At 38.2% G+C, this 13350-nt stretch carries 11 protein-coding genes; 10 read left to right on the forward strand and 1 reads right to left on the reverse strand.

Translation table 11 applies throughout. The features are described from left to right. Positions 1-68 precede the first annotated feature (68 nt). The 6 genes from C7E00_RS14880 to C7E00_RS14905 all read left to right on the forward strand — a co-directional run bounded on the left by C7E00_RS14880 (position 69) and on the right by C7E00_RS14905 (position 10671). Positions 69-1805 (forward strand): Swt1 family HEPN domain-containing protein, encoded by a 1737-nt coding sequence (locus C7E00_RS14880; protein WP_105305112.1) that lies wholly within the window; start codon positions 69-71, stop codon positions 1803-1805. After that, complete coding sequence (locus C7E00_RS14885) at positions 1805-4750, forward strand: DNA-directed RNA polymerase subunit alpha C-terminal domain-containing protein (protein WP_105305113.1); 2946 nt, start codon at positions 1805-1807, stop codon at positions 4748-4750. Before C7E00_RS14880 ends, C7E00_RS14885 begins: the two co-directional genes overlap by 1 nt. Further along, on the forward strand, positions 4747-5244 hold the full coding sequence (locus C7E00_RS14890) for an HIRAN domain-containing protein (RefSeq protein ID WP_105305114.1): 498 nt from the start codon (positions 4747-4749) through the stop codon (positions 5242-5244). The genes C7E00_RS14885 and C7E00_RS14890 overlap by 4 nt, the downstream gene beginning before the upstream one ends. Before the next feature lie 193 nt (positions 5245-5437). Next, positions 5438-8638 carry a leucine-rich repeat protein gene (locus C7E00_RS14895; protein WP_105305115.1) on the forward strand — a complete coding sequence of 1067 codons (3201 nt, stop codon included), beginning with the start codon at positions 5438-5440 and terminating at the stop codon, positions 8636-8638. Between the two features lie 134 nt (positions 8639-8772). Beyond that, complete coding sequence (locus C7E00_RS14900) at positions 8773-9744, forward strand: IS1595 family transposase (protein ID WP_105305116.1); 972 nt, start codon at positions 8773-8775, stop codon at positions 9742-9744. A 132-nt stretch (positions 9745-9876) separates the two neighbouring features. Next, positions 9877-10671: a leucine-rich repeat domain-containing protein gene (locus C7E00_RS14905; protein WP_105305117.1), complete on the forward strand. Its 795-nt coding sequence runs from the start codon at positions 9877-9879 to the stop codon at positions 10669-10671. A gap of 1 nt (position 10672) precedes the next feature. Here C7E00_RS14905 and C7E00_RS14910 read toward each other — a convergent pair whose 3' ends face one another. Next, positions 10673-11677, reverse strand: a complete 1005-nt coding sequence (locus C7E00_RS14910; protein ID WP_105304617.1) for an IS1595 family transposase — start codon at positions 11675-11677, stop codon at positions 10673-10675. A gap of 177 nt (positions 11678-11854) precedes the next feature. Between C7E00_RS14910 and C7E00_RS14915 the strand changes: the two genes are divergently transcribed. From C7E00_RS14915 to C7E00_RS14930, 4 genes are all read left to right on the forward strand, one after another. Further along, a complete protein-coding gene (locus tag C7E00_RS14915; protein WP_105305118.1) occupies positions 11855-12055 on the forward strand; it encodes a protein-tyrosine phosphatase family protein in 201 nt (66 codons plus the stop codon). A 78-nt stretch (positions 12056-12133) separates the two neighbouring features. Then, complete coding sequence (gene tnpA, locus C7E00_RS14920) at positions 12134-12478, forward strand: IS66 family insertion sequence element accessory protein TnpA (protein ID WP_102343094.1); 345 nt, start codon at positions 12134-12136, stop codon at positions 12476-12478. After that, positions 12471-12860 (forward strand): IS66 family insertion sequence element accessory protein TnpB, encoded by a 390-nt coding sequence (gene tnpB, locus C7E00_RS14925; protein WP_102343093.1) that lies wholly within the window; start codon positions 12471-12473, stop codon positions 12858-12860. Before tnpA ends, tnpB begins: the two co-directional genes overlap by 8 nt. A gap of 87 nt (positions 12861-12947) precedes the next feature. Beyond that, on the forward strand, positions 12948-13343 hold the full coding sequence (locus C7E00_RS14930; protein ID WP_105305119.1) for a hypothetical protein: 396 nt from the start codon (positions 12948-12950) through the stop codon (positions 13341-13343). The last annotated feature ends 7 nt before the right edge of the window (positions 13344-13350 follow it).

Genomic DNA, 13350 nt, shown 5'->3' on the forward strand with positions numbered 1-13350 from the left:
GGGTTTTATGAGCATAAAAGATACTGAATTGTAAATAGAACAAATAATTCATAGATAGGGAAAAAGGTATGGAAAACATTGAATATGTTCAGAAGGGATTCAGGATATTGCTGCCACCATTAGCTGCATTTGTTGCACGTGGTCTTAGTACAGCGTATAAGGATGCATGGTGGGATGAAGTGCTTGATACACTTTCTGATCAGAAAGATCTGCCTCTTTATGGCGATTATGCGACATTGGTGAACTCTCTTGATATAGCAAACTGCATCAGACTTATTGATCGCAAGTGGAATGATAACTTTAAGTATTATTTTTCCTCAATAAGCAGCAGAACTTATGCCAAAGAGCTAATGGGTGTTCGAAACGCAGTGGCACATAATGGAAAACAGGATCTAGACCAACCTGTTGCAGAAAGAGCTTTGGACACAATTGCTTTATTATGTGTTGAAATTGATCCGGAAGCCACAAAGGAAATTCGTGAATTATATAAAGAAGTGAGGGCAAAAGCACCTGAAGGAAAAACACAGGCATATGATGGCCCTGCACAACCTTCTTCCAGTGTATTTTCTGGCTCTTCTGGAAGCGAGAGCCTGCTAAAAAGATCAGGCACCGATGGGGTTGAGAAGACCTTATTAACAAGAAAAATTACGATTAATGGTCAGACACAAACTTATCCAGTATACAGAATCAGATTGAATTTGCTTTATTACAATGATCAAAATGATCGCATCGCAACCTGGATCAGCAGGTATGAAGCAGAAAATGGTGAAGACTCTTTAAAAGCACTGGACAGGGATATTTACAATAGAATTATCGAAGGATTCATCTATGAGAGTAATCCTGAATCAATCAATAAGACGCAGAACAATATTGCGACAGTTGGTCAGAGATTACCGGGAGTAATACTGGATGATGGCAGAGTTATTGACGGCAACCGTCGATTCACATGCTTAAGAAGAATTCAAAGAACGACAAATGAGCCTGTTTATTTTGAAACAGCTATTCTTGAAGCTAATATAGCAAAAGATCAGAAACAGATTAAATTGCTGGAGTTAGCCATTCAGCATGGGGAAGAAGAAAAAGTTGATTATGATCAAATAGATTACGCTGTTGGTACTTATAGAGATATTGAGCAGACACAACTTATCAGTATCAGTGAGTACGCTACTACTACAAATGAATCAGAAGCAGAAATAAAAAAGAGAATAAAAGCAGCAGAATACATGAATGATTTCCTTAAGTTTATCAAGCTTTCTGGACAATATTATGTTGTCAGAGAGTATCAGATTTATGGACTTTTTGTTGATCTGATTGATGTACTTAAAAAAATGAATCAAGATAAGCAGGAGGAAGTAAAACAAATTGTATTTGCAAATATTTTGATGCATGCGATGCAGGACAGTAGAAAGTTTATACGCGATATCAAGAAAATACTGAACAGCAAAGAATCAGAGCATTATTGCAGACAACAAAATGGTTTGGTTCAAGAAGTGGTTCAGTTATATGGAAGTGTTCATATAAAAAATAAAACTGATGCGGATAGTTTTGCAGAGGATCATAAGGAAATCACAACGGAAATGCGCAATGCAATGCAAAATTCATTGCTTGCGATGCGAAGTGAGACTGTAAAAGCAAAGCCGGAAGAGAATGTAAGCAAGGCAATGAATCTTGTGACGGAAATTGATCAAAGACAATTTTCGCGTATGACTCCAGAAAGCCGTAAAAAGCTTCGAGATGACATGAAACAGCTGAGTGCAATGGTAAGCATAATGATTAATAAGCTGAATGAATATGAGGGGCAGTGATGGAAGATTTTAACTATACGGAAAAACAGCTAAGATTCCTGAATAAACCACTGGATTCACATGATTATTCTGCACGCTCTTTTAACCGTTTAAAAGCTAATAAAATAGATACAGTTGGAAAATTGATCAAATTGGATCGCTCTGATCTTTCAAATATACGTGGGTTAGGAGAAAAGTCTATTGTAGAGATTCTGAATTCGATATCTGAAAATCAGAAAAAATTTAATAGTATTGGAGACTTACCAGAAATTGCAGATGATCAAAAAAGTTTCGAGACCTGGCTTGATTCTAAAGAAGGACAGAAACAGCTGATTACTTTTTACAAAGAAAAAGAAACTAGCATTGATGCTTTGGAAAAATTATCACCAAGAGCATATAACCTGCTGAGCTTAAACAAGATCACAAGTATTTATATGATTATCGGTAAGACTGCAGATGATTTATCTGCACTATATTGTATCGATAATATTACCTCATCTGAAATTGTGTCACAGACAAGAAGATTTTTGGTTGACCACAAAAAGGAGCTTAAAAGGCATTTTCCCGTTAATACAAATGCTGACGTGTCCGATTCTTTTTTTGATATTCATGCATATTCAGATAAGGCACAGGAATATATAAGAAATAATGATCTTGACTTAAAAGATCTAAGATTATCTCCTCGTGCATTTAATGCATTAACAAATGCGGGCTATTATAAATTGAGCGAAATTGCTTTTTTAAATGATGATGATTTTGCAAAACTACCTGGTACAGGCTCAAAAAGTATTCATGAAATACGCATGGTTATTTCTTCGTATTTGAAAAAACATCAAAAGAGAATGAAAGCGTATTGCTTGGGCGATAAAGAAGCATTAATTGATGATGCATATATTCATGATCAGATTCTTTCACTATATCAAAATGATATTAACCAGAAATATGATTATGAAACGATTGCAAAACTGCTTCTGAAGGATGGCTTATACACATCTGAAAGATTGAAACATGTTATTGGTATGATGCTGTCAAGCAGCGAACTTGAATATATTGATGACTTTTGCTACAGAATCTATGGAAAATTTGAGAGCTATTATCGCCTCTGCCCGGATTTGAGTGAACGCAATAAGCTGGTCATTCAGCAACGTCTTGAAGGTAAAACGTTAGAAGAAATAGGAAGTCTGCTGAACTTGACACGTGAACGTGCAAGACAGCTCATTAATCCATCAATAAAAAAGATTCGCTTATGGTATACAGCTGCAACAGGCATGAAGTGGTTCGATGAAGAATACTATATGTATTTATATTGCAATTACAACATCTCATCGAAAGAATCTGAAAAATGGCTCGGAATATCAAATCATACTTTCAATTTTCTTGAAATGATTGCTGATAAAAAAGGAAGAAAGGATCTGAATGAAGCCCTCAGTGATCAGAATCTTGATATTGGTCTTCGATTGAAAATCAGAACATTTCTGAATCGGAATAAAATACGCATAGGTGAAATATGGCTTTCGCATAAGCGGTCAGAAGTGATGGAGTATGTAATCAGAACCCAATGCAAAACCGACACAAAATACAGTGATTTTATAATTCAATATAACGATTTCTGTAAGAAATATAATCTGCCTTCAGACCTTTATATAAACGATAAAGATAAAAAATATATTGACACACGTTTGCCGTTACAAAGGTATTTGCTTTGGAAACAGTCAATGATTTTCAGGTTTTATGATATTGATTCCAGAGATTATACTGAACTGATTGCAGGCATTGGACTGGAGGATTATCAGAATATTAGATATTCAACATTGAAATTTATTGAAGATTATCCTGCTCTCATGAAAAAATATGACATTCATGACCAATACGAGCTACACAATCTTTTGAAGAAGACAATAAAAGAGGGAAGCTTTCATAATATACAATTTGAGAGGATGCCTTATATCTTATTCGGAAACTTTAATCAGGATGAAGCAGTTAGACAGCTGATTCGTGATCATTCACCAATTTCATATAAAGATCTGGGTCATTTGTTGCATAAGATATATGGTTTTGATGAAAAAACATTAGCTGCTAATTATCTCACAAGGTTTAGCGCTTTTAACTATAAAGGAATGTATTCTGTTCCGAAACGCATTATGTCTGATGAACATGCAGAAATGCTGAAAGAAAACCTTCCAGACGATTTCTATTTTATTGATGAAATACGCGATATATATAAAAAACTATCTACAGATACTGATCCTAACGATATAGAACCATATAATCTTAAAAAAATTGGTTTTCATGTATTCTCTAACTATGCAATTCAGCATTTTGAAAACAGTAATGAATACTTTATACATATCTTGACTAAGGAAGAGGTTTATTCAGCAGCACCGTATCGTCACCGATATGGATATATCAATTCCTTCACCACTGCAATAGCCGATCTAAAAAATAATCTTGAATTATTTGAGTTTGAACCTGATGAATTTGTGCTGATGAAAAGAATTGAAAAGGCGGGATTTTCAAAAGAGGACATCAGATGCTATCGCGATAAAGTTTATGCATATGTCCAAGACAATCACTGTTTTACCATTTTTCAGTTGAAAAGACAGGGTTTTACATCCAAGCTGGATGAACTTGGATTTGATGATTGGTTCTATGGCGACGTGTTGTCTGGGGACAGGAGATTTCGGTGGTCAAAAATGCTTGGAAATATAGTGCTGCGAAAAAGTACATCTGATGTGACCATGGGATCATTTGTTTCCGAAATTATTGATGCGGCAGGTAATGAAGGAATAGATCGATATGATCTTTTGGATATTTTGAAAAATAAATATGGGTGTACTGAGCCGGACAATTGGAAACTTATCGAATCTGTGAAAAGCTTGAACATTTACTATGACGAAGTTCTGGATCGGTTTTATCAATCAGCAGATTCCTATTATGAAAGCCTTGATGCAGGAGAGCACAAATGATCAGTGAAGAATTATATGAGAAGACCGGAAACCTGCGCGATGAAATCAATAAGTTGAAAACGCGCAATGTTTTATCAAGGTCTGAAAAAAAGGATTATTTTGAACCTCATATGATGGAATATCTCAATCAGTATGATGGGGAATACAATGATCAAATTAATTCTTTTCTGTTGAAGTTTAAAGTGATGGGCACTCAGTATGAGGGGAGAATTGATGAGATTGAACTAATAAAAAAGAACGATAATGTTCAGATAAAAAGAAATCCAGAAAATCGTTATAACAAGAATAATTTTGCAATCATTGACAAAAATGACAGGTGTATTGGGAATATGCCTTGGAAATTGTGCGATGCAATGGCTCCATTATTTGATTCCAATAATCTAACTATAGAAAGTTCAAAAATTAGTTATATAGAACCATTATCAAAAAGGAGCAGACATGCATTAAAACCGATAGTGTTTATTGAAATAAAAGGAATCATTAGAGAGAATTGAAGGCAGAAGAAATCAATCATTGAATGTACTTGTAATTCTTATGAGCTATAAAAAGCCAGAATTTCCTGAAGTATGATCCGATGAATCAGTTTGTACCTGACTGGTAGTTGACATAAAAAAAGATGAAGATAAAAATCAGTTTTCCGAGCTATAGATAATGCACTATTATATTAAAAAAGGAGAAACTTAAGCAATGAATAATGAGTTTATCACTGACAAAAAGGGTTTTCTTACAGAATATACTGGGAAAGCCGCTGAGGTTTTTTTCCCAAAAAACATAAAGACTGTAGCAATCGGTTATTTTGACGGCAGTACTTTTGATGGAACAACAGGCATACTTGGGAAAAGTATTCGCAGAGTTACATTTGAAAAAGGTATGAAAAAGATACCGGAAAATGCTCTGCTTGGTGATACTGCTTTGACTGAGGCTGTAATTCCATCCGGTGTCAAGAGCATTGGAAGCAGAGCGTTTGGAAACTGCAGCTCATTGAAAACTGTTATTTTACCAGAAGGAATAGAAAAGATCGGCACAGCGGCATTTTCAGAATGTACTTCTCTTGAAAACATAGTGTTTCCTGAGTCACTCAAAGTAATTGAAGAAAGTGCTTTTTATGGTTGTGCGAACTTAAAAACAATAATTTTCAATAACGGTTTAAAAGAAATCGGACAGAGATGCTTTTATAAATGTCCACTGACTGAAGTTATTATTCCTGAAAGTCTGCAGAAAATCGGATGTGAAGCATTTACATGTGATCCTGCCAGTATTGATTATACGGATAACGAAAGGATATCAATCAGAAGTGGAAGCTTGATTATAAAAAACGCAGATGGCAGTATTACGTCTGTTCTGCCATCACGAAATTTATGTATTAAAACAGCAGCTGGTTCTAAACGGGATAATGAATGTGTCTATATTGCTCAGAATAAACTTTCTGAAACTATTTTGCGCCTCCCTCAGTCTGACAGGGAGCGTTATGAATTGTCAGCGCATGATAGCAATGAAGCTGCTCAAATAGCAGTTTATATGAGCGGCGTGAGCCGGAATGAAACAGTAGACTGGAGCAGTACTGCATTCAACCCACATGAGATTATTGAAGCAATCATGAATATTCTTCAGCATGAAACAGGTGCAGAAGTCTATTGCTATGAATCGAATGCGTCCGGATTTGTCCTGAGAAATCAAAAGAATTTCAGTATTGCGGATCTTAGAAAATTCTATGATTTTATGCTTAATAGAAAAAGCGATGCAGTAAAAATGTTTACTGAAAATTCTGCCTTCCAGAACCTTCTAGAAATCCCAGAAGCTGTAATCAATCACATATTCACTGGAAAAGTAACTTATCATTTAACAGATTCCAATACAAATGCAGTGAACACTTCAGATATAGCTGAAAGAGGCAGATGGTTCATCGATATAGAAAAACTATCTGCAGATGGATTGGCAAAACCTGATCTAGTAAGAAGAAGTCTTCAGATAGATATGGGCAATCTTACTGCTTTCAATGCAAGTAAGCTTGCTCTGTATATGGAGGGAAAGAGAAAAAACAATCTACTTGTACAGGAAATACAGCATCAGAGAATCAGTTTTTCAGATGTAATTGCGAATATTGTAAATACTCTTTCTGCGTGTGAGCAGAATGATTTACTGAGTCAATATAAAAAAGATGCTTCAGAATTCATAGGAGCTGCAGGATCAAATGCAAACAGTGAAGATCTTGAAAAATTTCACAGATTTCTATCTGGTGAAATATCTCCAGCAGATAGAAAAGTCGAAGATAATAAGAATTCAGGGAATAATCAAAGCTCTGCTGATGAAGATCATCTGGAAGCTTCTGTGAAGTTGAATTGGAACAAACTTAATCCGGATGCGGCAAGAAGAACAGACCAGCTTGGTTTGAGCCCAATTCATTACAGGAATGGTCAATTATGCTCAATGCAGGCACTTGTGTTTGTTCTTGCTTCGTACAGCGGGCAGATGAAGCAGAGTATTGCGGCAACTGCTGACGAATATAAAACCCTGAACTTGGGATTTGATTTTTCCCAAGATGCTGATCGTATTCAAGCTGAAATGAATCAGGAAGAATTCAGCGATCTCTTGGACCGTTTTGAAATTCAGTACGGAGAGCTGACATTCAGGTCAGATGGAAAGCGTTTCAAAAAATGCCATGGTTCATTTTTGATCTCCTACGCAAGATATGGAAATGAAAAACAGATTGCACGGCTTATTGCGGAGGTGAATAAACAAGGTTTTTCTGGTCGTGGAGGACGTGGTTTCCTGATGCTGATTCGAAACGCATTGCTGCTGAGCGATACAAAAGCTGCATTGCTGCAAATCAGCAAAAATGCAAATGAGTATGATCTGAAATACTATGCAAAGATCAGAAATACTGATATCGATACAATTATTGATCATAAGTTGATTGATTTCGGACTGGATGAAGACGGTAAGAAAATATTAGATCTTGGCAGCAGGCAGGTTGAAGCCTGCATATCGGATGACCTGAAGGTAAATCTATATGATCCAGCCACAAAGAAAGAACTGAAATCAATTCCTAAAAAAGGAACTGATCCTGTACTGTATGGTGAAGCAAAAGAAGATATCAGTGAAATGCGAAAAAATATAAAAAGGGTGATTTCTGATCGCAAGCATATCCTGCTGAGATCATTTCTGAATGAAACGGTCTGGAAGGCAGATCAGTGGAAATCATCATATGTGGATAATCCGGTTCTACGGAACATTGCTAAATGTATTGTCTGGGCTCAGGGAACTGATACATTTACAATAAAAAATAAATCATTCATTACATTTGATGAAACACCATACCAGCTGAATCAGTCAGCAGTTGAAGTGGCACATCCTCTAGCAATGACTTCATATGACATAAAAGCATGGCAGAAATATTTCACATCCTGCAATCTTGCACAGCCATTCCCGCAGATCTGGGAATGTGTGCATCATATTGAGGACATAAAACCTGACCGGTATGCAGGCATGGAAATTCCATCTTATCGTGTGAAAAATGCAGATGAACATGGCATTCATTTTCATGATGAAGATTTCCATGATAAGCGGTATTTTACAACGGATGATATGTCAATTGATAATCACTGCATTCATGAGATCAGACATGTGATTCCAGAGGATGAAAGGGCTACTCTTGGAAATGTTACTATTTCAAAAATCACAAGAAAAAATAATCACATTCTTTATCTTCTCGACATGTGGACGCTAAAGGAACGTATTCGGAAAAATGAAGATATCAATGAATCATTTTTAAACAGTTTCACGCTGCAGCAAATCATGGAACTGATTGATGAAGCAAATGCCTGCAAGGCAGCAAACTCAATTGTGGTTCTCATGAATTATAAGAATAAAAATTTTATCGGGGAGTAAACGAAACTGGGTATGGCAATAGAGATGTATTACAATAGAAAAGCCAAATATAAGAACATTTGAGCTGCCACTCGGCCTTATGTTTGGCGACATTCCTCGTCGGATGGCAGCTCAAATGTGATGAGGAATGTCGTATGCCGTCAAAAGCAGATCTTTTTGACTTTGTGTCGTCATTAAGCAGCGACGAGTTTCGTTATCTCCGGGATGTCGTTACATATAGGGTCAACCAGGAGAAGTATGGGTTTTCCACATTGGACGAAGCTGCCGAGTTCTATGGCAGACCTGCGCGATGCCCTGAATGTGGAAGTACTCACTGCATATCAATAGGGGCTTCTACTAGTGGAAATAAGCGATTTCAGTGTAAGAATTGTGGTCATAAGTTCAGCTATCTTTCGGGAACAGTATTCTATTCTGCCAAGAGAAAATTTGATGTATGGGAAAGATATATCAATTGTATGATTTACTGCCCAACGGAAATACTAGCCGAACATGTATGCGATATTTCACATCCTACTGCACATTTATGGAGGCATAAGATCTTTGCGACGGTTGATGGATACCAGGACCATCTGATTTTGTCAGATCGTATCTGGATTGATGAAACATATCTGAATGATGGCAGAATCATGCATGAATTCGGGGAGAAGAGGAAGAGAGGGCTTTCAAAAGACCAGATATGCATCATTGTGGCAGTTGATATCTACAAGAATGTGATAGCTATTGAATGCGGCAATGGCGCTCCGACAGCTCAGAGAGTAGAGGATGCGCTTATCAAACATATAAAATCAGGTTCAACGATTGTTCATGACGGGAATGCAGCTCATAATCAGTTAATTGCAAAAGCTGATTGTATTAGCGAAGTCTATATAGCAGACACTGACAATCCTGAGTATATAAAGCATATGCAGTTAGTTAATAACTTGTGCGGGTGGCTTCAGAGGTATCTATATAAAGTGATGGGAATGAAGATAGATAACCTTCAATCTTATTTAAATTGGTTCGTATATTTGTTTCGGATCAAGAGAGACGATGAAAAGTATCCTAAGGTTGAACGAGTCATACGCCATTTGCTGCTGACGGATACTTATTATGTTCGCCCGTACTGATTCAACTGCACCCAGTTTCGTTTACTCCCCGAAAATTTTAAAGATTATGATCCGATGGATCAGTTTATCTTAGATTATTAAGCAAAGATTATCACTAGCATTAAACAGCAAAAGAATGGGAAATGTTTAGATATGACAAGTGATTTTGAAACAGATAAAACCGGAAAAATTCTCACAGGTTATCATGGAAATTCAACATGTATAAATGTACCGGAAGGAATTGTAATTGTAGCATCGGACGCATTTATAAACAGCAATATAACTTCTGTACTATTTCCTGCCAGTTTGAAATTTATAGGTTTTCATGCATTTGAAAACAGTATATCTTTGCAAAGCGTAGTTCTTCCAAATCTGTCTGCCCGCATAATGGACGGAGCATTTAGTGGGTGCAGCAAACTGGCTGATGAAAATGGATTTGTAATAATAAATCATCATTTAATTGAATATTTTGGAGATAATGTCGATGTACGAATACCAGATGGTGTAACAGATATCCAGTCAAAAGCATTTGAAGATAAGGGAATCAACAGCATCTATATACCTGGTTCAGTAAAAACAATCGGAAGCCGCGCTTTCGCAAATAATGGGGAGATTCAAATAAAGACGGATTATGATTTTGATTTTTCAAAAGTATTTGTCAGTTCTGATTGTTTGCTGGGATGTACAGTGCATAAAGATGAAAGCGGTCTTATCATTCGTAATAATGCAGTAGTAAAGTATTTAGGCAATAATCAAAAAGTTGAAATACCAGAAGGTGTTTCTGCAATTAAGGACCATGCTTTTTATGAGAATCACCTAATTACGGAAATCATCATTCCGGAATCAGTGAAGACAATTGGGGATTATGCTTTTAGCGGCTGCAACAATTTAAAAACAGTTATAATTCAAGGAAAAAATTTAGGCTTAATTTGCAGGTTGGTGATCTAGCCTAATAGGCAAATAGGTCAGTAGCCTTCATATCGCAGATCCTGAAGAAGTCTGAAACGCCGTTGAGCACTGTTTTGACCTTCAGCAGTACCTCATCGGCATGCATTCCTGCATACTTTCTTACCATTACCAGCAGTGCAGCATATCTGTTGATGTACTTCGTTGCCACTCCTCTGTACCCACGGTTCCATTCATCAATCTTGGAATGGAAGGAGTTAACATTGTTCAGGTGGTCGATGGAAGTATAGGACTTGTGATCACCGAGAACTCGGAATTCGCAGTTCTTCCAAGCAAGGACTTTCTGATAGGCAGTCTTGCCATCAATCCATACAAAGCTATGCTCTGCAAAGTTCGGACCAATCTTAGCAATGTCCTCTGCTTTCGGAGTAGCCATGTTGGTAGCTCTCAGTACTGCGTCTCCTTCTCTCTGGACTGCAGTGACGAGGCATACCTGTTCATCGGAAAGGCCACGCTTTGAGGCTTTCTCTCCTCTGTGGCGCGGCTTAACATCTTCTCGTTTCTCGCCCTTATGGCTGTTCAGAATATACTTCTCGTCCATCTCTATCTCGTTTGAAACCACAGTTTCGCTGGCAATAGATTCCAGAGCGTGCAAGAACTTCATCCGCATTCTCCAGACAGTATAGGTACTGATGCCAAGATTCTGAGCGGTCGTATGAATCGGAACCTGCTGAAGAGTATCCTTGATCAGCTGATCCCATTTGGAACGATCTTGCTGGGAATAGTAGGTAAGCTGTCCATAGTCGACCACAGTTCTGTGATTGCAGGAATGACATAGAAGCATCTGCTTTCCAGAGTTGGCTCTGCCTCCTCTGGTCCAGTTCGGAGTCTCAGAACCGCACTTAGGGCATACCTTGATGCAGTAACTCTGAGAAGTCTTATTCAGGATGGCACAATTCTCCAGATCAGACAGGAGCTTATCCTTCTGATACTGGTACAGACTGGAAAACATACTGGTAATTTTCTGAAGATCTTCGATATCTGACATGGTTTTCTACCTCTTTATACAGGTAGTCTAAGCTGATATCCCATAATCACTGTACCTCATCAGGTACAGTGCTCAAGAAAATCACCAAGTCGCTAATTAAGCTAAAATTTAAAACTAGGAAAAAATTTAGTTAATTGGTGCAGTGGCATAGAGAAATTTGAACTATATGGATGTGATATGCCAGTTGATATTCATGATGGAGTAAGCCTGGCAGAAAATAATTTTTTGTATTTACCCAGTAAGCTGGTTCCATTTGTATCCGATTTTCTTGACATGCTGAGTGATGCAGATATAAAAACATGTATTTTAGCAGATAAGAAAATATGGCAATCACTGAGTCTGGAACAGCAAGCAGATACTTATGTTGTAAGCGTCTAATACAAGGTGAACTGAAATGAAGAGCACCTCTGGGTAGACTGATTGTGATTATCAATCAGAAACCTGGAGGTGATTTTCATGAAAGGATTGACGCGTCAGGAAAATGAAGAATACTGGCGGAAGCTTGTGGAGGAATGGAAACGGCGCAGCCCGGAGATCAAGACCAGAACCTGGTGTAAGGAACACGGAATAAAGGAACGCAGATTCTACTATTGGGCGAAGCGGATCAGAGAGCAGGAATCGAGCAGCTGTGATGTTGTGGATATCACAGAATATCTGGAAAGCCCGGCATTGCCTGCTGCGATTTCTGATGCAGAATCTGCTCCGGTTCAGATTGAAGTGAACCGCTGTAAAGTGACAGTGAATCATCCTTCAAGCGAGAGCACGCTCCGCATGGTGCTTCGGGTGCTGAAAGATGCTTAAAGACGGAACTGGATTCTCGCGGGTCATTATCTGCTGCGGCCGGGTTGATCTTCGGCGCGGAATGGATGGACTGGCAGCCTACGTGAGACTTAACTATGAACTGGATCCATTCGAAAAAGGAGTCCTCTATCTCTTCTGCGGAAACCAGTGCGATCGGATTCGCGGGATCTGCTTTGAAGGGATCGGAATGGGAATGTATACCCTTCGGCTTTCCAAAGGCAACCGATTCCAGTGGCCGCGGAATAGTGATGAAGCCAGACTGATCACTCCTGAGCAGTATCAGAGACTGATGGCCGGAATCGCCATTGAGGGAACGATCAGAGAAACATTTCCGAACCGTAACAGAACGCCAGAAAATAATGATAAGAGTGAGACAAAGTGACATTTATATTCTACAATGTCACTTTTTGTTCTTGACACGTGTCATAACAAGTGATATATTATTATTGCAATGTAACTTGGAGGGCTTATGGCACAGATCAGGCAGTATCACAAGGACACCGATACCACTTACGTTTACGAATCGGAAAGCTACTGGGATCCGGAGAAGAAACAGTCACGCTCCAGAAGAAGAGTGATCGGAAAGATTGATCCGGCAACCGGTGAGATTATTCCTACTGGAAAGCGCGGGAGAAAGCCAAAAGAAGTTCCTGCTGTGACTGCCGCTTCAGCAGATCAGGAAGAACTGAAAAAGCAGTATGAGGAAAAATGCAGAGAGAATAAAGAACTGCAGCTGCAGCTGGCAGAGTGCGAGGAGAAACTGCGCAGCCTGCAGAAAACAAATGATCGGCTTTTATATGCACTGAAGCAGACTGACAGTCTGGCAGAACGGATCAGAACAGCCAGCAGTGATCTTCTGAAATAATCCCGGA

Source organism: Anaerolactibacter massiliensis, from assembly GCF_900290205.1.
GTDB classification, from domain to species: domain Bacteria; phylum Bacillota_I; class Bacilli_A; order Erysipelotrichales; family Erysipelotrichaceae; genus Bulleidia; species Bulleidia intestinalis.